Below are 25,958 nucleotides of genomic sequence, written 5' to 3' on the forward strand. Positions count from 1 at the left end.
GGGCTAAGGCGGGGGTAAGGCTATGTCTGTTGCTGTTCGTGTGATTCCGTGCCTCGATGTGGATGCTGGCCGTGTGGTCAAGGGCGTCAATTTTGAGGGTTTGCGGGATGCTGGGGATCCGGTTGAGCTCGCTGAGCGTTACGGCCGTGTGGGCGCCGATGAGCTGACGTTTTTAGATGTCACGGCGTCTTCGGATGAGCGTGACACGGTGTATGACATCGTGGCTCGCACTGCTGAAGAGGTTTTCATCCCGTTGACGGTCGGCGGCGGCATCCGTTCGGTTGAGCACGTTTCGAAGCTGCTGAACGCGGGTGCGGATAAGGTTTCTGTGGCTACGGCCGCGGTCGAGAACCCGGACCTGATCAATCAGATCAGTGAGCGTTTCGGTTCGCAGGTTCTGACGTTGTCTCTTGACGCGAAGCGCAGCGATAACCCTGATCTTGCCTCGGGTTATGAGGTCATGGTCCGCGGTGGCCGTGTGGGCACGGGCCGTGATGCTCTCGAGTGGGCGGCCGAGGCGCAGAAGCGTGGCGTGGGCGAGGTCCTGTTGAACTCGATCGATGCTGACGGAACCCAGGAGGGTTTCGATACGCAGATGTTGCGCGATGTGCGCCGCGTCATTTCGGTTCCGTTGATCGCTTCAGGTGGCGCTGGTAAGCCTGAGCACTTCCCGCCGGCTGTTGAGGCGGGTGCCGATGCGGTGCTTGCGGCGTCGCTGTTCCACTTCGGCCCGGATCACATGATGGCTGAGGTCAAGGCTGCGATGCGCGCGGCCGGCATCACGGTCCGCTAGAGATACGCGGTCCGTTACGGAAACTGTTTTAGTCGCCTGAGAGTGAAGCCTCGAGTGCCTTTTTGGCCTCGGGGCTTCCTTCATAGAGGACGAGCGCGTGGTTGGTGCGTCCGTAGGCGAGCATGATGAGTTCGCTCACGGAGCCGTAGATCGCTACCGAATCGGTGCCTTTCTTGGCTTGGTAGCGCGTGCCGTCGGGGCGCACGAGGATGATGCCGACGGGTGCATGGCGGTAGAGCAACTTGGCGGCTTGCTTGAGCCTTTGCCACAGCTGATCGCTGTAGGCGGCGTCGAGCGAGCGTGGGACCCAGCGTTCACGGGCACGCCGAATGTCTTCGAGGTGCACGAAGTATTCGAGGAGGTTCGCAGCCGCGTCGACCCGTTTGAGGTTGAACGGCGAGAACTTTGTGGGCCCTTGCGAGAACTGCTTGATGAGCCGGGCGTAACCGCCGGGGTGTTCTGCTTGGGCCGCTAGGATGTCGAGTTTCCGTTCCATGCCGTGACGCAGGCCGGGCGCGCCAGTGATGCCGGCGGCCCACACGGAGTGTTCGCGGAGCACGAGGTGTGCTGCGAGGTGTCGTGTTTCCCAGCCTTCGCACAGCGTAGGGGCGTCCGGACCTACGGCGAGGAGCGCATCAGCGAGCGCTTGGCGGGAAAGTTTGACAAAGCGAGACACGCTCTCAACGTAGCACGTTCTTGGGGCGCTTCATGCTGTGACGTCGGACGCTGGGCGCCGCGTAGCATGGGAGGGTGTCTGATTCTCGTGAACTTTCTGCTGAGCTTGCCGCAGATGCCGCCTCCGATGCGAGCGAAACGTCTGCAGCGCCGGCCTTCGATACTGCCGTTTTGAAATTCAATGCGGACGGCCTGATCCCTGCTGTTGTGCAGGATGTTGAGTCTTTGCAGGTTTTGCTGCTCGGCTGGATGGATGCCGAGGCGGTGCGTCGGAGCGCTACGAGCGGCCGTGCGACGTATTGGTCTCGTTCGCGACAAGAATATTGGCGCAAGGGTGACACATCGGGTCACATTCAGGAAGTCGTTGCGATGCACTATGACTGTGATGCCGACACGATTTTGCTGACCGTGAGGCAGACAGGTGCCGCGTGCCACACGGGGACGCGTTCGTGCTTTGATGACCGTGTGATTCCGGTAACCACTCAAGCGCAGGAAACTCAAGCAGGGGAGAAGTGATGGGCGTTCCGAAGGTCATTCCAAACCTCACGCGTGAGGAGTTTGTTGCTACTGCGGCGTCGGCTGATGGCCCCCGGGTTATCCCGGTGACCGCTCGGATGCTCGCTGACGGCCTCACCCCGTTGGGCGTGTACCGGCGCCTGGCCGATCAGCGTCCCGGAACGTTCCTCATGGAATCAGCGACGGCCGGCCAGTGGGCTCGGTATTCCTTCATCGGCGCCGGAAGTGCCGCGATGCTCACCGAATCCGAAGGCCAAGCGGTGTGGGAAGGAACTCCGCCGGTCGGCATCCCGGCTGAAGGCAACGTCATGGATGTTCTGCGGGAGACCCTGCAGTTCCTCAAGCGTGGTCAGCAGAACGTGACCCGCCCATCGTTCCCTTTCGTTTCCGGCTTGATGGGATACATCGGCTGGGATGCGGTCCGTTATTGGGAAAAGCTTGGCGAAGGCCCTGCCGATGACATGCAGGTGCCGATGCTTGCGCTTCAGCTTGTGACCGACATGGCGGTCTATGACCACCTGGATGGTTCGCTGACCCTGGTCGCTAACGCCTACAACAAGAACGGCCTCGACACCGGCGCTGAAGGCGCTTATGACGATGCGGTGGTTCGCTTGCAGCGGATGGCTCAGCGGCTCGGTGAACCTTCAGTGGCCGAAGCCCCCGTGCCGATGCCGTCGGCGGATGTCTCGGGTGAAGAAATGTTCGCGACGGTGAAGCAGACGTGGGCTGAGCCTGACTTCCTGAAAGCGATCGATACGATCAAGGACGCGATCGTGGACGGCGAAGTGTTCCAGGCTGTTGTGGGCCGGCGCTTCGAGCTCCCAACACGAGCGAGCGCGCTAGACGTCTACCGCGTCCTGCGGGCGACCAACCCGAGTCCGTACATGTATGTCGCGACCTACCAGTCAGGGGAGGGCGAGCCGTTCTCGGTGATCGGGTCTTCACCGGAAGCGCTTGTGACCGTGAAATCCGGCAGCGTCGTGACCCACCCGATCGCTGGTTCCCGCCCACGCGGAGCAACCCCGACCGGCGACGACGCCCTCGCTAAAGAACTCCTCGAAGACCCCAAGGAACGGTCCGAACACATCATGCTCGTGGACCTTTCCCGCAACGACCTCTCGAAGGTCTGCACCCCGGGCACCGTGGACGTCACCCAGTTCATGGAGATCGTGCGCTACAGCCACATCATGCACATGGAATCCACCGTGACCGGCGAAGTTGAGGCCCACGCGAACGCCTACGATGTGCTGCGCGCCGTGTTCCCGGCCGGAACCCTCTCCGGGGCGCCTAAGCCCCGCGCACTGCAGCTGCTCGATGAGCTTGAACCGGTAGGCCGCGGAATCTATGGCGGCGTGGTCGGCTACTTCGATTCCGCAGGCGACATGGACATGGCCATCGCGATCCGGACCGCAGTCCTCAAGGATGGCACCGCCTACGTTTCAGCAGGCGCAGGCATTGTGGCTGACTCCCAACCGGATTCAGAAGCACTCGAGACCGTGAACAAGTCGTTCGCGCCACTGCGCGCCGTATGGCTTGCAGATGAACTCAGCTCACCTGAACGCGGAGGCGACAATGCCTCGAACTAACGAGCAACCACGCACTCAAACCACACCAAGCAAGCGACGCTTCGGGCAACGCAAACACGTCGTCCTCGCGGGGCTTGCCGTCTCGATCTCGGCGCTCATCCTCATCTCACAGACCTGGATCACAGTCGGAGCGCCCGACACCGGAGTTGCCGTGGCAGGCCTCGACGTAGCCGGCGGAACAGCCTCCCCAGCGGCAGTCGCGCTCGCCGTCGTGATGCTTGCCGCCACCATCGCGCTGACGATCGCGGGTCCCGTAACCCGTTGGATCATCACCGTGGTCCAGGCGCTCGCCGGCGCCGGCGTTGCCGGCGTCAGCATCTGGTCGGCGCTGTCGCCGCAAGATGCCGCAGCGACCAAGGTCGGGGAAACCTTTGGACTCGGGATTGTGAGTAGCAACTACGACGTCACGGTTTTCCCTTACATCACCGCGGTCCTCGGCGTGCTCATGGTTCTCGTTGCGGTGTGGGGTTCGCTCGTAGCCGCACCTGCCGCATCGAAATCAAGCAAGTATGACCGTGCAGGCTCAGCACCTCGTCGTGGCAAGCGCCAAGCTGGCACGGCAGGCGAGGTCGAGCAAGGCGAGATCAAGCCAGATGAGATCGAGCGGGATGAGATTGAGCTGGATGAAATAGATCAGTGGGACGCGTTGACGCAAGGCGAGGATCCCACCGATCCAGACGGGCCGAACACCGCCCGCGCCCGCTTCTACTGAGCAACATCACACGAGAAACATGACTCGCCGTGCGTAGCGATTGAGCGGTCAACGGCGAGAAGTGGCAGAATAGACATAAGCGTGTGTTCATGCTGCCGCTTCACTCGCACGAAGCCGGCCGTGCAAGGAACGCACACCTACCCGTGGCCTCACGGTCGCGGATGCCCCATAGAGGGCAGAGCATCACTGACCTGAGGTTTCAACTCGAAGGAGATAGGGATATGCCTCTCGATCGCCAGACCATTGCTCATGACCCAATCCATGAGCAGCACCTGGGCCACGGCAACACGGTTGCTTCGTGGGCAATGTTCACCATCATGTTTGTTGGCTTCCTGCTGTCCTGCATCGCCTTCACCATCCCGAACTGGTTCCTCTTCTGGACCGGCGGCGTGATCCTGGTTGTCGGCATCATCGTCGGCCTCGTTCTGAAGGCCGCTGGCTTTGGCGTGGGCGGATCCCGTACAAAGCACGACTAACGTTGTGAACGAACGGCCCCGCGAAAGACTCGCGGGGCTTCGTTCTATACAGGGTTGTTCTACACAGGGTTCTATACCCGCCACACACATCACTTATTGAACTCAACGCTGACTGAACGCAGCGCATAGTGATCTCAGTCCGCAGAAGGGGAGAGGCACGGCACATGGCAGAGACCACTGTTCTGGATCAGATCATCGAAGGTGTTAAGGAAGATCTGGCCGCACGTAAGCAGCTTGTGCCGCTTGAAGAGGTTAAGCGCCGTGCCGCTGAAGCCGCACCGGCCCGCGATGCGTTGGCCGCCTTGACACCTAACGCTGACTCCGCGTTCGCCGTGATTTCCGAGGTCAAGCGCCGCTCGCCATCCAAGGGCGCGCTCGCTGACATCCCGGAGCCAGCGGACCTTGCCGCTGAATACGAAGCCGGTGGCGCCGCCGCTATCTCAGTTCTGACGGAACAGCGCCGCTTCGGCGGCTCGCTCGCAGATTTCGATGCGGTACGGGCACGCGTCGACGTCCCGTTGCTACGCAAAGACTTCACAGTCGACGAGTACCAGATCTACGAAGCGCGAGCGCATGGCGCTGATCTGGTTCTGCTGATCGTTGCTGCCTTGACGGATCAGGAGCTCAGCGACTTCCTCGAGCTCACTCACGAGCTGGGAATGAACGCGCTCGTCGAAACGCACACTCCGGAAGAGATCGAACGCGCCGCGAAAGTCGGCTCCAAGATCGTGGGCGTTAACGTTCGCAACCTCAAGACCCTCGATGTCGATACCGGCCACTATGCTGAACTCGCCAAGCACCTACCAGCTGGGGTTGTGACGGTCGCTGAATCCGGCGTCGAAGACATCGAACAGGTCAAGACCTACGCACACGCGGGTGCAGACGCGGTCCTCGTCGGCGAGGCCCTCGTCAAACACGCACAGCCACGCGAAACCGTCGCCGAGTTCACGGCTACCGGTCACGCCATCAGGTCTGCTGCCCGCTAATCTCCAGCCAAACCATCAAGCTCACGCTGTACCCACCATCATCAAGGAAAAGCATGACCAGCACACCAGAGTCTGAAGAGAACCGCACCACCATGGCGGATTCGTTCATGGCCGGCTCCCTGCGTAACGCGCCCGGCCCTTACTTCGGTGAATACGGCGGCCGATGGATGCCGGAGTCCCTGGTTCGTGCGCTCGATGAGCTGGCTGAAACCTTCAACGCGGCCAAGGATGACCCTGAGTTCGTCGCCGAGTTCCAGGACCTGCTGGCCAACTATGCCAACCGTCCATCGCTTCTGACCGAAGCACCACGATTCGCAGAACACGCGGGCGGCGTACGGATCTTCCTCAAGCGCGAAGACCTCAACCACACCGGTTCGCACAAGATCAACAATGTGCTCGGCCAGGCGCTGCTCGCTAAGCGGATGGGGAAGAACCGCCTCATCGCTGAGACCGGCGCAGGCCAGCACGGCGTAGCAACCGCAACCGCAGCCGCACTCTTCGGTATGGAATGCGTTGTCTACATGGGCGAAGAAGACACTCAGCGTCAAGCGCTCAATGTAGCCCGCATGGAACTGCTCGGTGCGAAGGTTGTGCCAGTTGCGGTGGGCTCCCGCACACTCAAAGACGCGATCAACGAAGCGCTGCGCGACTGGGTCGCCAACGTCGACCACACCCACTACCTGCTCGGAACCGCGGCCGGACCGTACCCGTTCCCGAGCATGGTGCGCTTCTTCCACGAGTGCATCGGTAACGAAGCCCGCGAACAGATCATCGAACAAGCCGGGCGCCTCCCAGACGCCGTATGCGCATGCGTCGGCGGTGGTTCCAACGCGATCGGAACCTTCCACGCGTTCCTCGACGACAAAGAGGTTGAACTGCACGGGCTCGAAGCCGGCGGCGACGGAATCGACACCCCGCGCCACGCCGCCACGATCACCCTCGGCCGGGCCGGCGTGCTCCACGGCGCCAAGACCTACCTCATGCAGGACGAAGACGGCCAGACCATCGAATCCCATTCGGTCTCCGCAGGCCTCGACTACCCAGCCGTCGGTCCAGAGCACGCGTACCTTGCGGACATCCACCGCGTTCAGTACACCGCCATCACAGACAGCGAAGCGATGGACGCGTTCCGACTCCTTTCGCAAACCGAAGGCATCCTGCCAGCCATCGAATCCAGCCACGCACTCGCCGGCGCCATCAAAGTCGGCCAGCGCATGGCTGAGGAAGCGAAAGCCAACGGCCAAGACCCAGCCGAGCGCATCGTCGTGGTGACTTTGTCCGGCCGCGGCGATAAGGACGTCGCAACCGCAGCCCGCTGGTTCGGACTGCTCAACGAAAACGACGAACAGGAAGGCGAGTAAGCGTGAGCCAGCCCGCACCACGAATCACATCCGGCGACGCGATCGCTCGCGCGCGTCAAGAAGGACGCCCAGCTCTGATCGCCTACCTCCCGGCAGGTTACCCCGACGTTCAGTCGACGATCGACGCCGCGATCGCTGCAGCTAAGAACGGCGCCGACATCATCGAGATCGGCCTGCCATACTCCGACCCCGTGATGGACGGGCCTGTCATCCAGGCCGCGACAACCGAATCCCTAGCCAACGGTTTCAAGGTCCCGCAGGTCTTCGAGATCATCGAAAAAGTGACCGCCGAAGTCGACGCCGCGGTCCTCATCATGACCTACTGGAACCTCGTGATTCGCATGGGCGTCGACGAGTTCGCGCGCCGACTCGCAGAAGCCGGCGGCGCTGGCCTCATCACCCCGGACCTCTTGCCGGAAGAAGCCAGCGACTGGATGGAAGCCTCCGAGAAATACGGGCTCGACCGCGTATTCCTGACCGCTCCATCCAACACCCCTGAACGCGTTAAGCAGACCGTGGAAGCATCCCGAGGATTCGTATACTGCGTTTCGATCATGGGTGTCACAGGCGCCCGCGATACCGTCTCCGACGCCGCGCAAGGCGTTGTTGAAGCGGTACGTGTTGCAGGCGACATGCCGGCGTGCGTGGGTCTCGGCGTGTCCCAGCGCAAACACGTTGAAGAGATCGGCGCGTATGCCGACGGCGTGATCGTTGGTACCGCGCTCGTGCGCGAGCTCGGCGAAAACGGGCCGCAAGGCGTCGGAAAGCTCACCGCGGAACTAGCCGGGCGAGGTAGCGGCGCATGATCACACAGGCGACCACCACAGCACTTGTGCCGGCCGCGATCCCATCGCCGCCGAGGGAGTTCTCGGCGTTCCACCTCGGGCCGCTGACCATCCACATGTATGCGATCTGCATCCTCATCGGGATCATCGCAGCGCTCATCCTGACGCAGCGCCGCTGGAAGGCCCGCGGGGGCAATCCCGAGCTCGTGTGGGATGTAGCGATCTGGGCGGTTCCGCTCGGCATCATAGGTGGTCGCCTCTATCACGTGTTCTCGTCTCCGGACGAGTACTTCGGTCCCGACTATGACGGCACCGGGGACCCCATCAAGATCCTGTACATCGCCAACGGCGGGCTCGGGATCTGGGGTGCGGTAGCGCTCGGTGCGGTGGGCGTGTGGATCGCGACGCGCCGCGCAGGGGTTCGGTTCTCAACGTTTGCGGACGCCGCCGCGCCAGGCGTGCTGCTCGCCCAGGCCATCGGCCGCTGGGGTAACTACTTCAACCAGGAACTCTTCGGTAGCCCAACCGAGTTGCCGTGGGGACTCAAGATCGACGCGGACTCACCGACCTTCCCGGCCGGCATACCAGCCGAAACCCTGTTCCACCCGACGTTCCTGTACGAATCCATCTGGAACATCCTCGGCGTCATGGTCATCTTGCTGATCGACCGGACCCGTCACATGCGTCGCGGCTCGATCTTGTGGCTCTACATCGTGATCTACACGGCCGGCCGAACTTGGATCGAAGCACTGCGCATCGACGAAGCCCAGATGATCACGATCGCAGGCATCACGCAGCGCCTCAATGTGTGGGTATCGATCCTCGTGTTCATCGGCGCGCTCATCGCGTTCGTGATCGCGTATCAGCGTGGCAAGAACGCACCCGAGATCGACGTTGACCTGCCAGGCCGCACACCACGCGCGGTAACCGCCGCCACTAGCGCCGGCACAGATTCAGGTGACACAACCGACGGAGCCGCTACTGCATCGTCGGAAGCTGACAAAAACACAACTACATAAGCACCCACAATGAAACATTCGACCTACAGCCTGTGCTCGCCCCACGACGCGTTCACAGGGCTGTAGGCTTATCAACAGGTGAGAATATGCGCAGCATGAGCGCTGCCGAATACGAAACCACGATGAGGCATTGAACCATGATTGTTGACAAAGACAAAGCCAGCAAGACAAAGCGCCAGGTGCGGAGAGCCAAAATCGTTGTGACGTTTGGCCCTGCGCTCAGCACCAAGAAGATGGCGAAGAAGGCCCTCAAAGCGGGCATGAACGTCGCCCGACTCAACATGAGCCATGGCGATCACCAGACCCACCAGAACAATCTGGATAACCTGCGTGAGGCGTCGGAACAGCTCGGCAAGCCACTCGGCATTTTCGCTGACCTTCAGGGGCCAAAGATCCGTCTAGCGCGTTTCGCTGACGGGCCTCATGAGCTCGCTGAGGGTGACAGGTTCACGATCACCATCCGCGACGTTCCAGGCTCCAAAACTGAGTGCGGCACGACGTTCCCGGGCCTGGCTGAGAACGTCAACGTCGGCGACACGTTGCTCGTCAACGACGGCAAGGTTCGCTTGCGGGCGGTCGAGGTGACAGCCACCGATGTCGTAACCGAAGTTGAGGTTGGCGGCGAAGTATCGGATAACAAGGGCATCAACCTCCCGGGTGTTGCTGTGAATGTTCCGGCGCTTTCGGAGAAGGACGAAGAAGACCTGCGGTGGGCTCTGCGCGCGGGTGTGGACATGATTGCGTTGTCTTTCGTGCGTAACGCTTCGGACATCGATCCGGTGCATCAGATCATGCGTGAAGAGGGCCGGAAGGTCCCGGTGATCGCCAAGCTTGAGAAGCCTCAAGCGGTCGAGAACATCGAGGAAATCATTGACGCGTTTGACGCGATCATGGTGGCTCGCGGCGACCTCGGCGTTGAGTTGCCGCTTGAAGACGTTCCTGTGGTGCAGAAGCACGCGGTCGAGCTGGCACGCCGCTGGGCTAAGCCGGTGATTGTTGCTACGCAGGTTTTGGAATCGATGATGGACGCCCCGACGCCGACGCGCGCTGAGGCTTCCGACTGCGCGAACGCGGTTCTGGATGGCGCCGATGCGGTCATGCTTTCGGGTGAAACCTCGGTTGGTAAGTACCCGATCAAGACGATCGAGACGATGGCGCGGATCATCAAGTCGACTGAGGCGCACGGGTTGAAGCGGATTCCGCCGTTGGCTGCGCGTCCACGCACTCGCGGTGGTGCGGTGACTCGGGCGGCTGTCGAGGTTGCTGAGGAAGTCGACGCGTCGTATCTGGTTGCGTTCACGCAGACGGGTGATTCGGCGCGGCGTTTGGCCCGTATGCGTTCGGAGATCCCGGCGTTAGGCTTCACATCGAGCGAGCAGACGTTCCGATACATGAACCTGTTCTGGGGTATCGCGCCGGTTCTTGTGGATTTTGTAGATCACTCGGACAAGATGTCGCAGCAGGCGGAGGACTATCTGCTGGGTAGCAACTTGGCCGAAGAAGATGAGCTCGCGGTGATCGTTTCGGGTTCGCCTCCAGGCAAGGCTGGGTCGACGAACTCTCTGCGTGTGCATCGCTTGGGCGATATGACGCACGGCGGAGAGGCCGGTCAGCGCAACGAGGAACGCCATGAGGAAATCAAACCGTGGCGCACGCGTGAACAGGCCGCTGAGGACCTCGTTCTGCGGATGAACGAGGGGCAAGCTACCCGACCACCGGCAATCTAGCGTTGTTCTGATGCGTGAGAGGGCGCACGTGAGCTGTGTAGACACGGGCTCTGAGCTGGTGCTTGCCGAACGTGCGGGTGCGTTGGGTGTTATTACGCTCAACCGTCCGGCCGCGGTGAACGCGCTGAACCTCGAGATGGTTGAGGCGATGCACCGCGCGCTGGATGCTTTCGCAGCCGATGATGCGGTGCATGCTGTGTTGCTGCGCGGCGCGGGGGAGCGCGGTTTGTGTGCAGGCGGCGATGTGCGCGTCATTTACCAGGCCACGCTCGGCGATCCTGCGGTTGCGATGGATTTCTTCGCGGCCGAGTACCGCCTGGATTACGCGATTTCGTGTTACCAGAAGCCTTTCATTCCGCTCATGGACGGGCTGGTTTTGGGCGGCGGAGTGGGGATTTCTGTTCCTGGTTCGCATCGGATTGTGAATGAGTCGTCTCGGGTGGGTATGCCTGAGGCGGGGATCGGTTTCAGCCCGGACGTGGGTGCCTCGTATTTTCTGGCGCGTTCGCCTGGCGCGGTCGGCTGTTTCTTGTCGCTGACGGGCTTACACATCGGCGCGGCTGATGCGTTGTATTCGGGGCTTGCTGACGCTTTTGTTCCGTCGGCGAGCTGGGATGCGTTGATTGCGCAGCTTGAACGGGTCTCGTCTGCCTGTGAAGTCGACGATGTGGTGGCTGGCTTCGCGGCTCCGGTTGCGGATGCGAACGAGGAAGGGCCGGACGCTGGGCGTCTTGAATTAGCGCGCGGCTGGATTGATGAGGTTTTCTCGCGCGATTCGGTTGAGGAAATTTTTGCAGCGTTACAGGAGCGGGCTGAGTCGGCTGGCACCGATTCGCTTGAGCAGGAGGCGCTGGCTGCGATGCGCCGCAACAGCCCAACGGGTATGAAAACGGCGTTGGAAGCGCTCAAACGTGCGCGAAACCTCAGCCTCGCGGAGACCTACAAGCAGGATTACCGCTTGTGCGGAAACGCGGTGCTGGGGAACAGGGCAACACAGTCTGAGCCGCGCGGTGGTGCTAGTGGTGTCCAGCGGGCTGGCCACGACATGCGTGAGGGGATCCGCGCGCAGATCATCGACAAGGACCGCAACCCCCAGTGGAACCCGGCAACGCTTGAGGACGTCGACGCTGACCTGGTAAGCAGTTTCTTCGCCGAGGTTCCCGGATACCCGGACCTTGCTCTCCCTGACGCTGATTCCCCTGACAAGTCCGGCCGAGCGTAGAAGCAACTAGCATCTTAAAAGGCCTGTGGGGCACAACCATCGTTGTGCCCCACAGGCCTTCTGTGTGCCCGAGGCGGGACTCGAACCCGCACGATTTTCATCGCTGCATTTTGAGTGCAGTGCGTCTACCAATTCCGCCACTCGGGCTGGTGCTTATCCGAAGCTAACCTTCGCGTTAACTTGGGGTGTTCTAACCAGCGGGTTCTACTGTATACGCACTTGTGCTGAAAATGCACATTGGACTCGCGTGAGAGGGAGCGCGTGACGATTCACACAGTCTTGGTTCCCTCGCGGGGTCACGCTTTTGGGCTTAAAGGTCTAGCATGGTCAATGGAGCAAAATGAACGCCAGGTAAACGTGTGTTCAAGTGCCGTTTTCTTTGTTATCTAGTCTCGCACGCAGACTGGCAGGAAGCATGATGCAACGGTTGCTCCAATGAATTCACAGACGCAGAGAAAGGTCCAGCATGGATCCGTTCTTACTCGTTGTCATCGTCATCGCTCTAGCGTTGTTCTTTGACTTCACGAACGGCTTTCACGACACCGCGAATGCTATGGCTACCCCCGTTGCGACGGGTGCAATCAAGCCGAAGAACGCTGTGACGTTGGCCGCGGTCTTGAACCTTGTCGGTGCTTTCCTTTCAACCGAGGTCGCTATGACGGTCTCGAAGGGCATCATCAACGAATCCTCATCCAATGGCGGCATCCTCATCACACCGTCTGTGATCCTCGCAGGGTTGATGGGTGCGATCGTGTGGAACCTCCTCACGTGGCTTCTTGGCCTGCCGTCCTCGAGTTCGCACGCGCTGTTCGGCGGTCTCATCGGCGCGGCGATCGTGGGTGCTGGCTTCTCAGCAGTTAACTACGGAACGCTTCTGGAGAAGGTTCTCATCCCTGCTGTGGCCGCGCCGCTCATCGCCGGTGCGACGGCTTTCTGCGCAACGAAGCTCGCGTACCGCATCACGCGTCGAAACAGTAACCAGATTTCACCGAAACGCGGCGGCTTCAAGATTGGCCAGATTTTCTCGTCCTCGCTCGTTGCGCTGGCTCACGGCACGAATGACGCCCAGAAAACGATGGGCATCATCACCCTGGTTTTGGTTTCGGCCAACATGCAGGAAGCTGGCACGGGCCCACATTTCTGGGTTATCGCGAGCTGTGCTTTCGCCATCGCATTGGGTACCTACACGGGCGGTTGGCGCATTATGCGCACCATGGGTACCGGCCTGACTGAGGTCAAGCCTCCGCAGGGTTTCGCAGCTGAAGTCTCCACCGGTGCTGCGATCTTGGCTTCGTCGCACCTGGGTTTCGCGCTCTCAACTACGCAGGTCGCTTCGGGTTCCGTGGTGGGATCCGGCCTGGGCCGTAAGGGTGCAGGTGTTCGTTGGCGTACGGCCGGCAAGATCGCGACGGGCTGGCTGTTCACACTGCCAGCTGCGGCGATCATCGGCGGTATTGCGGCTGCTTTGACGCACATCGGCCCGGTGGGCGTGTGGATCGTCCTGATCACTGGTCTGGCAGCGATGCTCGTGATCTTCCTGATTTCTTTGCGTAACTCGGTGACTCACGAGAACGCGATGCGCGGTGTCGAGGTATCTTCTGCGGCGGTCCACATCCCAACCAAGAAGGAACGTCGCAGTGCAGCCCGTGCCTTGCGTCGTGAGGCACGCGAGGCCCATGAGCACGCGAAGGCGGCTGCCGCGAAGGCCAAGTCCGAGGCGCGTAAGGCCCGCCGCGCCGCTCGAGCGGCAACTCATGCGAGCCGTATAGCCCGGAAGGCGGCGGCCGCAGAATTGCGTGAGGCACGTCGGGCGCAAGACATCGAGGAAGCAGCACGGTTGAGCTTCATCGCGGCAGTTGACAGCCAAGCGGCAGCTGAAGAGTCCGATGTTGCGGCTCGTGAGGCTGAACGCGCGGCTAAGGAAGCACGTAAAGGCCGTGATCGTGTCGAATCGAAGCAAGGGAAATAGCGGAGGAAACAAATGACTATTGAGTGGATGTCTTTCCTGCTGGTCTTTGCCGCGACCTTGGTGTCGACGATGTTCGTGGTGCTGATGTTTTCCACGGGCGTGCGCTTGCAGTCGATGCACGACGCGGCAACCGAGGAGGGTTTGCCTAAAACGAAACGCCTCAAGGCTGGCTACTACGCTTGCTACGCCGTGTCTGGCGTGATCGTGCTGATCGGTATCGCGCTGATCGTTCCGGCGCTCCATAGGGCGCTGGGTTTTTGACGTTAGGCTTCTAGAACCGTGGATAGCGATGAGGGCGGACCACCATGGATGGTGGTCCGCCCTCATCGTGTGCGGCTACTGTTCCGCCCACGCGCAGTCCGTGTTACCGCGGGTTGATGATCTGGTTGGTGATGCGTGCGCTCGCCACGAGCTTGTCCTGCTCGTCGTAGATTTTGATGTCGTGGTTCGTGGTGGTGCGGCCGAGGTGTGCTGGAGTGCACAGGCCACGTACACGACCCGAGACTCCGGCACGGTGGTGGGTGATGTTGAGGTCAACACCTACCGCGACTTTCCCCTGGAGGCCGGAGTCGACGATGTGTAGCGCGGCCGCGAACGAGCCGAGGGTTTCGGCGAGTGCTGCGCTGGCCCCGCCGTGGAGGATCCCAGCAACCTGAGTGTTGGTTTCAACAGGCATGGTTGCGGTGAGCTCATCGACTTCGAACTTCTCGAACACGATTCCAAGCTTCGTCACGAGCTCGCCTGGGCCGTTATGTCGCAGGTACTCCCAGGCCACAGTAGGGATGTTCGCTTGCGTGAGTTCGGTTGCGAACGGGTGGTTTTCGGTGGCCTCGGAGGTGCCGGCCGTTTCGGGTTTCGGGCTTTTGTCAGTCATGGGCATTAGGCTTTCATACGTGAGTGTCAACGCAAAGTCTTCATCGTCTGCATCTTCGTCGTCTTCTGAATCTAAGCCACGTTTGCTCATTATTGATGGGCATTCGATGGCGTTCCGCGCGTTTTTCGCTTTGCCTGCGGAAAACTTTTCAACGGCTACGGGCCAGCACACGAACGCGGTGCACGGTTTCGTTTCGATGCTGTTGAAAATGATTGAGCAGCGGGAGCCGACCCACGTTGCGGTCGCGTTTGACCTTTCCGGCCCTACGATCCGTTCGCAGCAGTATGAGGAATATAAGGGTGGCCGCGCTGAGACTCCGCCTGAGTTTGAGGGCCAGATTGAGCTGATCGATCAGGTCATGGGCGCGATGAACATCCCTACGCTGACGTACGAGGGCTACGAAGCCGACGACATCCTGGCGACGCTCTCGACGCGCGGTGCGGCGGAGGGTTTCGAGGTCTTGGTGGTTTCGGGTGACCGGGATACGTTCCAGCTGATCAACGACGACGTGCTCGTTTTGTACCCGATGCGCGGCATTTCGGATATCCCGCCGATGGACGCCGCGGCTGTTGAAGAGCGTTACGGGGTTCTGCCGCAGAATTACCCGGATATGGCTGCGTTGGTGGGGGAGAAGGCCGATAATCTGCCGGGTGTTCCTGGCGTGGGTAATAAGACCGCGGCCAAGTGGATCAACCTGTATGGCTCGGTTGAGGACATCCTTGCTCATGCTGATGAGATCAAGGGCAAGGTTGGTCAGAACCTGCGTGATCATGTCGATGATGTGCGCCGCAACCGTGAGTTGAACGCTTTGGTTCGCGATTTGGATGTGGATGTCACGTGGGATGACATGCGGGTGCGTGAACCTGAATGGGATCGCATCGAGGACCTGTTTGATTCGCTTGAGTTCAATACGTTGCGTCGTCGTTTGAACGATGTGATGGGTGGCTTGAGCGAGGACGAAGGCCCGGCCGTCGAGTTGCCGAACGCTGTTTCGGCGACGTCTGCGAAAGAGATTCGGGAGTGGCTTGATGGGGTTGCCGCGCCCGATGCTGTGGCTGGCTCTGTTGCCGCGTTGCGCGCTGAGCTTGCTGCTGAGCACGCGGTGGGCGAGGCGTCGGATGTTCTGAGCCTTTCGGTTGCTGTGCTTCCTGAAGATTCGGCGCAGGCTGAGGTTTTGCAGGTTGATCTTGCTCAGTTGGACGAGCAAGCTACCGATGTGGTCGCGGGCTGGCTGGCCGATTCCGAGCGTCCGAAGGTGGTCTATGACCTCAAGCCGATGTTGAAGGCGTTGTGGGCGCGCGGTTTGAAGGTCGCGGGCGTCATCGATGATGTTGCGTTGTCTGCGTATTTGGTTCAGCCGGATCGCCGCGGATATGCGCTTGAGGATCTTGCTCAGCAGCATCTGAAACGCACGCTGGGCGAGGCCGCGGCGCAAGAAGCTGGCCAGCTTGATCTGGGCCTGGACGAAGACGGTTCCGCCGTCGACGGCCGTGAGGCTGAGCGGGCGGACGTCACGTTGCGTTTGCACGCTGTGTTGCAGCCGATGCTGGTGGACCGTGAGGCTGAGGACTTGCTGACCCAGGTCGAGGTTCCGTTGGCGAGCGTTTTGGCGGACATGGAGGCCACGGGTGTGGCTGTGGATCTGGATTCGCTCGATGATTTGATCGACAGCTTCACTCAGAACATGAACCGTGCTCAGCAACAGGCTTTCGACGCCATCGGGCACGAGGTCAACCTCAGCAGCCCTAAGCAGTTGCAGACGGTTTTGTTTGAGGAGCTCGAGCTTCCGAAGACCAAGAAGATCAAGACCGGTTACACGACGGATGCGGCTTCACTTCAGGATCTGCTGGTCAAGACGGGGCATCCGTTCCTCGAGGCTCTGATGGCTCACCGTGACGTGAGCAAGCTGCGCCAGACCGTCGAAGGTTTGAAGAAGACTGTTGCGGCCGATGGCCGTATTCACACGACGTTCTCGCAGACTGCCGCGGCGACTGGCCGGTTGTCATCGTTGAACCCCAACCTGCAGAACATCCCGGTGCGTACCGAGGAAGGCCGCCGCATCCGCGACATCTTCACGTGCGGTGACAGCGCCGAACTGCTGACTGCGGACTATTCGCAGATTGAGATGCGGATCATGGCGCACCTCTCCGGCGATGAGGCGTTGATCCAGGCGTTCAAGGACGGCGAGGATCTGCACCGCTTTGTTGGTTCGCGTGTCTTCGACGTCGCCCCTGAGGATGTTTCGCCTGAGATGCGTTCCAAGGTCAAGGCGATGAGCTACGGCCTCGCATATGGCCTGAGCCAATTCGGTTTGTCCCAGCAGCTCGGCATTTCAGTGGATGAGGCCCGCACGCTGCGTAACGACTACTTCAAGCGTTTCGGTGCGGTCCGCGATTACCTCGACGAGGTTGTCGACCAGGCGCGAGTGGATGGCTACACCTCAACGTTGCTGGGCCGCCGTCGCTATCTTCCTGAGCTGCATAGCGATAACCGCCAGTTGCGCGAGATGGCTAAGCGTGCCGCCCTGAACGCACCGATCCAGGGGACCGCCGCGGACATCATCAAGCTCGCGATGCTGCGGATTCCTGCCGCATTCGAGGATGCGGGCCTGGAATCGAAGATGCTGCTGCAGGTCCATGACGAATTGATTTTCGAGGTCGTGGACGGCGAACAGGACAAAGTACGTTCGCTGGTGGTTGAGATCATGTCCAGCGCGATGGAACTGTCTGTCCCGCTGGATGTGAACATCGGCACGGGCCGTACCTGGCACGACGCCGCGCACTAGCACGATGCACGACGCCACGCACTAGCTACGTGGCTCGATACAAAACTTCCACGAAGATACTGATCTGGAGATAGAAATGAGCACTGACGTGGTTCGCGATGAGCAGTTCCGGGTTGTCCGTCATGCCCCGGATGGTCCGCTGGGCAGCCCAGATCCAGTGACTGAGGCGTTCATTGAAGCTATGGCGTTAAGCTTCCTGGAAGGGCGCCGGAGCAAGGAAGAGTTACAGGGCAAAGTTGACCGTTTCCGCCTGGACGGTTCGCTCTTGACGATGGTTCATGATGACAACCAGCCGTCGATCGCTCTAGATGCCGAAATCCCTGTCGCGACGTTCGCGGAGTTCCCCGGGAGGCTGTGTGTCCGGGAAGGCGTGCTGGTTGATACGCACATGGTCACTGAGGTGACAGTGCGTACCTCGCACCGTCGTCGAGGTTTGCTGACCAAGATGATGCACGCCTCCTTTGACCGCGCTAAGGAAGCCGGGCGACCGTTGGCTGCACTGACGGCAACCGAGGGCGTGATCTATGGACGTTTCGGTTTCGGTGTCGCCGCGCATACGGGAACATGCCGCGTCAAGGTTTTGCACGGTTTGCGTTTGCGTGATTCGGCGATCAAGGCGATCGAGGATTCGGGTGTTCGTGTTGTGGTTCCGTCCTGGGACGAGATGCCTGCGATCCACCGAGAGTCCTCTGAGGCTTTTGTGAAGCGTATGCCGGGTCAGATTGCGCCGGTTTCTTCGCAGATTCGTCGCGCTGAAGGCATGAGCAACTATTCGGCTGAGCCGGGGGAGAACCACGACCTGCGTCCGCTGGTTGCGCTTGGTCCGGACGGCGCGGTGCGAGGGCATGCGATCGCTGAGTTCTCGGGCTGGGAATCCAATCCGTTCACGTTGCAAGTTCATGAGCTCATGGCGGCTGATCCTGTCGCGGAGCTCGCGCTGTGGCAAGCGTTGGGTGCCACGGACCTGGTAGCGGAGCTTTCCGCCGATGCGGTGGTTGCCGATCACGCGCTACGTGTTGCTTTGATCAATGGTCGCGATGTTATTGACGGCGAGACCAAGGACGCGTTGTGGCTACGGATGCTGGATGTTCCAGAAGCGATGCGCGCCCGCGGGCTCAGCAGCGAGGGTTCTGTGGTGCTGGATGTGACTGACCCGTTGGGCTATGCGCAGGGTACGTTCCTGATCGAGACGGATGAGAACGAGACACGCGTTACTGAATCGCCTGAGGATGGCTCCATTGGCGCCGATGTTCCGCGCTTGAGCTTGGATGCCGAGGCATTGGCTGCCTTGTACTTGGGTACGTGCCGCGTGGCTGATCTGGTTGCGAGTGGGCGTGCGCAGGCTAAAGAAGCTGACCTGGAAGCACTTCACGTGTTGTTCCACTCCAAGGTGCCTCCGATTAACACAACCTATTTCTGATGCTCTGGTTGCATCGGCATCATGGGCAGAGTCTTGTCGTGAGGCAGCAGTAGACGATGGTCATACTTCATTGACTGGTCTGGCCCCATAGCATAGACTTGATTGAGTTGTGCATTTCGTGTGCCCTCACGCGTGCGCAATTTCATCATATTGTTCACTACTCGGAACAGCACATATCGAGCGAAGTATTCGCAGCTGTTTCCGACCGATTTACTATCCGTAACGGAGCCCCTACTACATGACCACTACGAACCCGGATCAGACCGGACTCCCGCAGGTCGCAGTCAACGACATCGGCTCGGAGGAAGATTTCCTCGCCGCAATCGACGCAACCATCAAGTACTTCAACGACGGCGATCTCGTTGAAGGCGAGGTTGTCAAGGTTGACCACGACGAAGTTCTGCTGGATATCGGCTACAAGACCGAGGGTGTTATCCCGTCCCGCGAACTGTCCATCAAGCACGATGTGGACCCGAGTGATGTCGTCGAGGTTGGCGACACGGTTGAGGCTCTTGTCCTGACTAAGGAGGACAAGGAAGGCCGTCTGATCCTCTCCAAGAAGCGCGCACAGTACGAGCGTGCATGGGGCGACATCGAGAAGGTCAAGGAAGAAGACGGCGTCGTTACCGGTACCGTCATCGAGGTTGTCAAGGGTGGTCTCATCCTCGACATCGGCCTCCGCGGCTTCCTGCCTGCTTCCTTGGTTGAGATGCGTCGCGTTCGCGACCTGGCTCCGTACATCGGCCAGCAGCTCGAAGCTAAGATCATCGAGCTCGACAAGCACCGCAACAACGTTGTGCTTTCGCGCCGTGCATGGCTCGAGGAGACCCAGTCCGCAGTTCGCACTGAGTTCCTCAACAAGCTCGAGAAGGGTCAGGTTCGCGAGGGCGTTGTTTCGTCCATCGTTAACTTCGGTGCATTCGTTGACCTGGGCGGCGTTGACGGCCTGGTTCACGTTTCCGAGCTCTCCTGGAAGCACATCGACCACCCATCCGAGGTTGTCGAGGTTGGCCAGAAGGTCACCGTCGAGGTTCTCGAGGTAGACATGAGCCGCGAGCGCGTTTCCCTGTCGCTCAAGGCAACCCAGGAAGACCCATGGCAGACCTTCGCCCGCACCCACGCACTGGGTCAGGTTGTACCAGGTAAGGTCACCAAGCTCGTTCCATTCGGTGCATTCGTTCGCGTTGAGGACGGCATCGAGGGCCTCGTTCACATCTCCGAGCTGGCTGAGCGCCACGTTGACCTCGCTGAGCAGGTTGTTCAGGTTGGTCAGGAGATCTTCGTCAAGGTCATCGACATCGACCTCGAGCGCCGCCGCATCTCGCTGTCCCTCAAGCAGGCCAACGAAGGCGTTGACCCAGAGGGCACCGAGTTCGACCCAGCTCTGTACGGCATGGCCGCAGAATACGACGAGGCCGGCAACTACAAATACCCAGAGGGCTTCGACCCAGAGACCAACGAGTGGCTCGAGGGCTACGAGGCTCAGCGCGCAGAGTGGGAGCAGCAGTATGCTGCCGCACAGGCTCGCTGGGAGGCTCACAAGAAGCAGGTTGCAGACGCAATGGAGAAGGACGCCGAGGCCGGCGCACAGCAGGCAGCTGCTCCAGCTCCAGCTTCCTACTCCTCCGAGGACCAGGGCGCTGCTGAAGACAGCGGCACCCTCGCATCGGATGAGGCTCTTGCTGCACTGCGGGAGAAGCTCACCGGCAACAAGTAAGCATCACATCGACTCCCGCTCGTGAGGTAAATACGCCAGCGGAGTAGATGACACGAAGAGGGCGGTTCCATCCGGAACCGCCCTCTTTGCGTATCAACTTGCTGTGCGTATCAACTTCTAGTGCTTGGCAACTTCTTGTGCTGTGCTGAGCAACGCGTGCCCGGTGCGCAACTGCGGGCGAGCAACAAGCCCGCCCGCAGGAGGACGTTAGTCCTTCTCCTCTTCGTTGAGGGTCACTAGCTGGATCGTCTGAGGCGCCTCGTTCGGGCGGATCAACATGCCTCGGCCGGCAGGGAAGTGGCGCGGACGGATCCGGCCGATGATAGGCCCTTCGCCGCTGTCGCCATCCATGAGCAGAGTTACTGCGCCGGCTTCGCGCAGGGATGCGAAGAACGGCTCATACATGGTTCGCGATGCGCCGCGAACTCGACGCGTGAGTGCAACATGCAGGCCGATGTCTCCACTCATTGCGAGGAACGGCGTGAACGCATGCAACGGCGAGGCCGCACCTGCGGTGAGGACATCGTAGTCATCTACGAGCAACACGATGCGCGGACCTTCGAATCCAGCGCTTTGTTGCTTGAGCGGGTCCACCTGTACACGGGACTGGACTTCCTTCACCACCGCGGCCGTCAGCTGTTCTGCATGCATCGCTGATGCCGCATATCCTCCGAGGTATTCCTCCGGGATAACGTTCTGCAGGTCACGCCGCGGATCGAAGACAGCGAACACGAGCTCCTCGGAGCTGTACTGCTGCATGAGCTCGTGGGCGAGCACCCGTAGGAGGCTCGTCTTGCCGGCCTCTTCGTCTGCAAGCACTGCGAGATGCGGTTCGCGGCCAAAAAAGTCCAGGTACCGGATCGTCTGGTTGCGTTCCAGAACGCCGAACCGTGTGTGACCCGGGGCGGGCGCCGCCGGTAGCTCGTCCACATGGATGTGCGTCGGAAGCAAGCGGACAGTTCGTGGAGTCTGCCGAGGGTAGTGCATCTTGACGATCTCAACTGCCTCGTTGAACGCCTTGATGAGTCCGTCATCGCTCGGTTCATCGTCGATGCGTGGCAGAGCGACTTGGCCGATGCGGCCATCGATGTTGAAGCCGCGTCCCGGCCTATTCTTCGGCAGGTGAGCGGCGGTCTTGGAACCGTGCATTGAATCGCTCGGCTCCGTCAACCGCATCTCCAAGCGCGTTCCGAAGAAGGACTGTTGAGCCATCCGGACTTCATTCCAGCGGGTAGCTGTCGCGACGATGTGGATGCCGTAGCCGCTTCCGCGAGTCAGGAGTGAGTAGAGCGAGTCTTGAAGATCCTCGAACTCGTCGATCAATCCGCCCCAACCGTCCACGAAGAGCACCACATCGCACACATCGAGCTCGGGGTGCTCACCCGAGGCGAACATTTCACGCATCGTGGATACCGAATCGATGTGCAAGGACTCGAACAGAGCCTCTCGCTCGGTCAAGAGGTCGGTGACTTCCTCAAGGGTTCGCCGCAAGGATTCCCTGCGCGTACGCACCGCGACACCTGCGGTGTGGGGAAGCCCCTCGATCGCGAGCAAACCTGAACCACGAAGGTCCAGCCCATACATAGTGACTTCGCGAGGCGAGTTCTCCAGCGCGAGCGAGAGCGCCATCGTGCGCAGAAGCATGGACTTGCCGGTTGCCGGTCCACCCAAGATAGCGATGTGGCCACCCGAGTGGGTCAGGTCAATTTCCCAACGGCCCTGCCACTGATGTGCGGGATCATCCAAGACACCGATCGGAACCATGATGCTGTGTGCCGCGTCGGCCTGTGGATGCGTTGGCTCTGTGAGTACCTCTTGTGGCATCGAGAGAGCCTGGTCCAGCGTGAGCTTGTCCAGCAGTGGCGGCAACCAGATCGGGTCAGTCACGGCGGGGTAGCGGCTCATCATGTCCACGGATGCGCTGAGGACGGTCGGTCCTTCGGTATCATCGTCGGCGGTAACGGGTTTCGAGGCTTCGTCCTCGTCGTCGGCTTCGTCCTGCTGCCTGGTAGCTGTCATGAAGTTCTGCGCGTAGAACTGATCGATCAGAACTACAGGGGTAGAGGCTTCGTTAGCGTTGCTATCCTCAGCGGTTTCGATGGCGAGCGGGCCGGAGACGTAACCGGCTTTGAACTGTTCGTAGACGGTCGTATCGACCTTGAGGTATCCGTAACCGGGCAGCGGTGGCAAGTGGAAAGCGTCGGTGGTTTCCAACACGGTGCGGGACTCCGCCTCGGAAAGCGTACGCAAACCGAGTCGGTAGGAAAGATACGTATCCAAGCCGCGAAGCTTCCCGGCTTCGAGGCGCTGCGAGCTCAGTAGCAAATGGACGCCGATCGAGCGGCCGATACGACCGATCGACATGAACAAGTCGATGAAGTCCGGCTGGGCGGTCAAAAGCTCACCAAACTCGTCAATTACGAGGAACAGGTGAGGCATGACTGGAAGGTCAGGATTACGACGCCGCGCACGCTGATAATCGGTGATGGAGGCGATGTTGCCTGCCGCTTTCAGCTGCTCCTGCCTCCGCAGGATCTCACCTTCGAGACTTGCGTAGATGCGGTCGACGAGCGAGACATCGTCTGCGAGGTTCGTGACGATTCCGGACACGTGCGGGATGCCCTTGAACGGGGCGAACGTAGCGCCACCTTTGTAGTCGACCAGAACCAGGTTGAGCTGTTCAGGGGAGTGAGTCAGGGCGAGGCCGAGGACCAACGTTCGCAGAAGCTCCGACTTACCGGAACCGGTCGCACCCACACACAGGCCGTGAGGACCCATGCCGTGCTGTGCGGCCTCCTTGATGTCTAGCCGCACCGGCTTTCCCTGCTGATCCAAGCCGATCGGAACCGTTAGGAAGTCTGGTCCGAAGTTCGGTTCCCACGACCTTTGCAGGTGTTGTTCATCCAGCTCCTTGAGGCCGAGCAACTGCGTGAACTTCATGCCCGCTTGCTGCTCGGAATGCTCGAGCGAGTCATGGGAAAGCCGCATCGGCGCCAACACGCGGGAGATCGCTTGGGCGAGCGCCACATCGGACTCATCCAAAATACCCGTGTGGCGTTGTGCCACGGAACCGTCAGTGTCCAGGCGCTGGACCTCAACCTCGGCTGCGGGGACGCTGCGCCACCGTCAGCGAGGCCGGCCTGATTCTTTCGGTCCTTGTTCTTGTTGTGTGTTGTGTTTCTGTTTTGCACGAGTCGAGCGGAGACATCCCCGGGTTCCTCGAGCTGATTCCGCAGCGCGTGGATGACGGTGATGCCCATCATCTCGAGGTCGGTTGCCGCACCGGCGCTGAAGTTCTCTACGGGGCCACTGTGCCTAAGGTCGATCACGAGCAGGCGCGGCTGGTTGAGATTGACCACTGTGTGGTTAGCAGGGGTGCGCCGCAGTTCAGCCGTGGTCTGATATCGGCGCTGAATGTTGCTGCGCAGAAGAGATGAGAGCTCCGACATCGTTTCGCTGATGCGGGGGACTGGCCCAAACGCCGTCGGTTGCTCTTGATCGAGGATATGGGGGAGTCTACGCACCCATTCCCAGTTCTCTCGTGCCGCCGGTGGAACGAGGAATGCGAGTTGGAGGTCCTCAGGTGAATGAAGTGACACAGCTTGCAATACGAGATTTCGGATCGCCTGGTCACAAAACTCGGTGTCTCCGATGACCGAAACCGTGTGGTCCGCACCTAGATGCACACGCAAAGGCATATCGGGGGTGGTCGCGAACCGGTCCTGAAGGACCTCAAGTTGCTGCTCGAGGTGCGGATCCGTGCTTTCGATCGATTGATCCTCGCCCTCAAGACGGAACTCAACACCGGTCGCATCGCCGATGCCGCATCGGACGTTGAGGTAGTCGCTGTGCTGGCGGCGCCGTTCCCACAGCCGGGACGGGGTGGAGATCATCTCAACGAGAGCGCTCGTGCGGGGATCCGTGACCTGCGCGCGTGAGCGTCGCTTGCTTTCTTCCGTCCGCAGTTCGTGGTGGCGTTCCTCGAGGTATTCGAGGTAGTTGTCTCGCAGTTGTTTGCGGCGCCGGGTCTGCTTACCGTTCTGGGAGGTCATCATGACAATTGCGCCGATGACCGTCACGATCATCATCAACGCACCAACGGCCGCGAACGGCGAGCCCCTGAACAGCATCATGACGGTCATCGAACCGGCCATACCCAGTAGGGGAATGAGACCCATGAAGCCCATAGCGCCGGACCCGCCTTCCTCGATCAAGGGAGGTCGTCGGATGGTCGCCAATTCGGGGTCGGCAGCGGGCGGCTCGGAACGAGCCGGACGGTGAAAGAGGCCGTTCGATTCGAGGGCGGTCAGTGATCGGCTGTCTAGAGTCATGATGCAGCTTTCGCGACGGCGAGCACGGTTGCGCCGAGCTGTGCCGTTTGGAGTCGTAACCTTTCTGAGAGCAGGTCCATGTTGAGCCGCCCGCCGGTTGCGACGTGGGCGTCGAAGCTCAGCTCAGGCAAGTAGTGTTTACGGCTCGCCGGCAGATAGGTGCGCAGGTTCGTCTGGCGGACGGCTTGCTTGGTTGCACGGATCTGTTTCGGTGATGCATGGATGCTGTCCACGAGGATCGGAATGATTCCGATGTGCGGGAAGCGTTCGTGAATGTACTTACAGAACGCTTCGCTGACGTCGATCGCGGCCGGATACATCGGAATCGGAACAATAAGCGCGTGAAGGCCTGGATAGAAGGCATTGATGACCTGTTCGGTCATCGGCAAGTCAAGTAGTGCGACAGACGCTTTTTCTGAGAGGAACTGGAAGCTGTTGTGCAACAGCGCTTTGTCATCCAGGTGCTCTTCGCTTTCACCCCAGGGGATGTAGCGCAGATAACGGTTGATTTCATCAGAGAACGTTCGGTAGTTCTGATTGACGGCCGTATTCTTCTGATTCATGAGCTCAGAGAGTAAAGCGAGGCCTCGCTCATCGCTTACCTTGCGCGGGTTGCGCGGGCCTAAGCGACGGAGCGTTGCGCCGTCACGGTTCAGTACATCCACGGCGAGGATCGACTCTTTTCGACCGTTCGCTAGCTGGTGCCCCAAGAGCGCTACAGTTGAGCTTGCGCCGGCACCACCCAGCGGGCTTGTGATGCCGATTCGGCGCCCCGTAATGACAGAGGTCTGGCACCCCTTCAAGGCGCGCTGATACGCCTCGGGGAAAGGGTCTGACAGCAACAGGTGAACAATGCCACGAGTGGCGCGAACCCACCACGAATCGCCTCGAGTTGTTGATGTGTATTTCGGGGTCGAGGATTTCTTCTCCGGGCGCGCCGGTTGCTTCTTCTTTAGAGGATGCGTCGGCATCTTGGTCTTGGAAAACATATTCAGGAAGTCCAC

The 25,958-nt window shown here is 60.4% G+C and carries 21 protein-coding genes and 1 tRNA gene; 16 read left to right on the forward strand and 6 right to left on the reverse strand.

What is annotated here, in order from left to right:
• Positions 1-22 precede the first annotated feature (22 nt).
• Positions 23-793 (forward strand): imidazole glycerol phosphate synthase subunit HisF, encoded by a 771-nt coding sequence (hisF, locus tag CAY35_RS00435; protein WP_109302857.1) that lies wholly within the window; start codon positions 23-25, stop codon positions 791-793.
• A 28-nt stretch (positions 794-821) separates the two neighbouring features.
• Here the strand turns inward: hisF and CAY35_RS00440 are convergent, their stop codons facing one another.
• On the reverse strand, positions 822-1,469 hold the full coding sequence (locus CAY35_RS00440; protein WP_109302858.1) for a TIGR03085 family metal-binding protein: 648 nt from the start codon (positions 1,467-1,469) through the stop codon (positions 822-824).
• A gap of 74 nt (positions 1,470-1,543) precedes the next feature.
• On the opposite strand from CAY35_RS00440, the gene hisI reads away from it, so the two are divergent.
• The 10 genes from hisI (at position 1,544) to CAY35_RS00490 (ending at position 11,858) form a co-directional block, all read left to right on the forward strand.
• The gene (hisI, locus tag CAY35_RS00445) at positions 1,544-1,984 is read left to right on the forward strand and encodes a phosphoribosyl-AMP cyclohydrolase (RefSeq protein WP_219930424.1); all 441 of its coding nucleotides are present in this window, start codon (positions 1,544-1,546) and stop codon (positions 1,982-1,984) included.
• The gene (trpE, locus tag CAY35_RS00450; RefSeq protein ID WP_109302859.1) at positions 1,984-3,570 is read left to right on the forward strand and encodes an anthranilate synthase component I; all 1,587 of its coding nucleotides are present in this window, start codon (positions 1,984-1,986) and stop codon (positions 3,568-3,570) included. Before hisI ends, trpE begins: the two co-directional genes overlap by 1 nt.
• Positions 3,557-4,282, forward strand: a complete 726-nt coding sequence (locus CAY35_RS00455; RefSeq protein WP_181377425.1) for a Trp biosynthesis-associated membrane protein — start codon at positions 3,557-3,559, stop codon at positions 4,280-4,282. Before trpE ends, CAY35_RS00455 begins: the two co-directional genes overlap by 14 nt.
• A gap of 221 nt (positions 4,283-4,503) precedes the next feature.
• Positions 4,504-4,758, forward strand: coding sequence for an HGxxPAAW family protein (locus tag CAY35_RS00460; RefSeq protein ID WP_101630049.1), 255 nt, complete (start codon positions 4,504-4,506; stop codon positions 4,756-4,758).
• 164 nt (positions 4,759-4,922) lie between these two features.
• Positions 4,923-5,744, forward strand: coding sequence for an indole-3-glycerol phosphate synthase TrpC (gene trpC / locus CAY35_RS00465; RefSeq protein WP_109302861.1), 822 nt, complete (start codon positions 4,923-4,925; stop codon positions 5,742-5,744).
• A 53-nt stretch (positions 5,745-5,797) separates the two neighbouring features.
• Positions 5,798-7,105: a tryptophan synthase subunit beta gene (gene trpB, locus CAY35_RS00470; RefSeq protein ID WP_109302862.1), complete on the forward strand. Its 1,308-nt coding sequence runs from the start codon at positions 5,798-5,800 to the stop codon at positions 7,103-7,105.
• A 2-nt stretch (positions 7,106-7,107) separates the two neighbouring features.
• Positions 7,108-7,911, forward strand: a complete 804-nt coding sequence (gene trpA, locus CAY35_RS00475) for a tryptophan synthase subunit alpha (protein ID WP_109302863.1) — start codon at positions 7,108-7,110, stop codon at positions 7,909-7,911.
• On the forward strand, positions 7,908-8,909 hold the full coding sequence (gene lgt / locus CAY35_RS00480; RefSeq protein WP_109302864.1) for a prolipoprotein diacylglyceryl transferase: 1,002 nt from the start codon (positions 7,908-7,910) through the stop codon (positions 8,907-8,909). Before trpA ends, lgt begins: the two co-directional genes overlap by 4 nt.
• A 179-nt stretch (positions 8,910-9,088) precedes the next feature.
• Positions 9,089-10,636 (forward strand): pyruvate kinase, encoded by a 1,548-nt coding sequence (gene pyk, locus CAY35_RS00485; protein ID WP_109303054.1) that lies wholly within the window; start codon positions 9,089-9,091, stop codon positions 10,634-10,636.
• 10 nt (positions 10,637-10,646) lie between these two features.
• The gene (locus CAY35_RS00490) at positions 10,647-11,858 is read left to right on the forward strand and encodes an enoyl-CoA hydratase/isomerase family protein (protein ID WP_109302865.1); all 1,212 of its coding nucleotides are present in this window, start codon (positions 10,647-10,649) and stop codon (positions 11,856-11,858) included.
• A gap of 65 nt (positions 11,859-11,923) precedes the next feature.
• Here the strand turns inward: CAY35_RS00490 and CAY35_RS00495 are convergent.
• Positions 11,924-12,005 (reverse strand) — tRNA-Leu (locus tag CAY35_RS00495).
• 319 nt (positions 12,006-12,324) lie between these two features.
• Here CAY35_RS00495 and CAY35_RS00500 point away from each other — a divergent pair.
• Entirely contained in the window at positions 12,325-13,827 is a 1,503-nt protein-coding gene (locus CAY35_RS00500; protein ID WP_109302866.1) for an inorganic phosphate transporter, read from the forward strand.
• A 12-nt stretch (positions 13,828-13,839) separates the two neighbouring features.
• On the forward strand, positions 13,840-14,088 hold the full coding sequence (locus tag CAY35_RS00505) for a hypothetical protein (RefSeq protein WP_109302867.1): 249 nt from the start codon (positions 13,840-13,842) through the stop codon (positions 14,086-14,088).
• Positions 14,089-14,191: 103 nt separating this feature from the next.
• Here the strand turns inward: CAY35_RS00505 and CAY35_RS00510 are convergent, their stop codons facing one another.
• Positions 14,192-14,701, reverse strand: a complete 510-nt coding sequence (locus CAY35_RS00510; protein ID WP_109302868.1) for a hotdog fold thioesterase — start codon at positions 14,699-14,701, stop codon at positions 14,192-14,194.
• On the opposite strand from CAY35_RS00510, the gene polA reads away from it, so the two are divergent.
• The 3 genes from polA (at position 14,700) to rpsA (ending at position 20,623) form a co-directional block, all read left to right on the forward strand.
• Positions 14,700-17,486, forward strand: a complete 2,787-nt coding sequence (polA, locus tag CAY35_RS00515) for a DNA polymerase I (RefSeq protein ID WP_109302869.1) — start codon at positions 14,700-14,702, stop codon at positions 17,484-17,486. The two genes, CAY35_RS00510 and polA, sit on opposite strands and share 2 nt — an antisense overlap.
• Positions 17,487-17,562: 76 nt before the next feature.
• The gene (locus CAY35_RS00520; protein WP_109302870.1) at positions 17,563-18,906 is read left to right on the forward strand and encodes a GNAT family N-acetyltransferase; all 1,344 of its coding nucleotides are present in this window, start codon (positions 17,563-17,565) and stop codon (positions 18,904-18,906) included.
• Between the two features lie 238 nt (positions 18,907-19,144).
• Entirely contained in the window at positions 19,145-20,623 is a 1,479-nt protein-coding gene (rpsA, locus tag CAY35_RS00525; RefSeq protein ID WP_101630060.1) for a 30S ribosomal protein S1, read from the forward strand.
• 207 nt (positions 20,624-20,830) lie between these two features.
• Here rpsA and eccCb read toward each other — a convergent pair whose 3' ends face one another.
• The 3 genes from eccCb to CAY35_RS00540 are packed head-to-tail and all read right to left on the reverse strand — an operon-like array spanning position 20,831 to position 25,943.
• A complete protein-coding gene (gene eccCb / locus CAY35_RS00530) occupies positions 20,831-23,611 on the reverse strand; it encodes a type VII secretion protein EccCb (RefSeq protein WP_309136514.1) in 2,781 nt (926 codons plus the stop codon).
• Positions 23,560-24,954, reverse strand: coding sequence for a hypothetical protein (locus CAY35_RS09765; protein ID WP_109302872.1), 1,395 nt, complete (start codon positions 24,952-24,954; stop codon positions 23,560-23,562). The genes eccCb and CAY35_RS09765 overlap by 52 nt, the downstream gene beginning before the upstream one ends.
• Positions 24,951-25,943 (reverse strand): hypothetical protein, encoded by a 993-nt coding sequence (locus CAY35_RS00540; RefSeq protein WP_101630062.1) that lies wholly within the window; start codon positions 25,941-25,943, stop codon positions 24,951-24,953. Before CAY35_RS00540 ends, CAY35_RS09765 begins: the two co-directional genes overlap by 4 nt.
• Between the last annotated feature and the right edge of the window lie 15 nt (positions 25,944-25,958).

Source organism: Pseudoglutamicibacter cumminsii, from assembly GCF_003143995.1.
Taxonomy (GTDB): domain Bacteria; phylum Actinomycetota; class Actinomycetes; order Actinomycetales; family Micrococcaceae; genus Pseudoglutamicibacter; species Pseudoglutamicibacter cumminsii_B.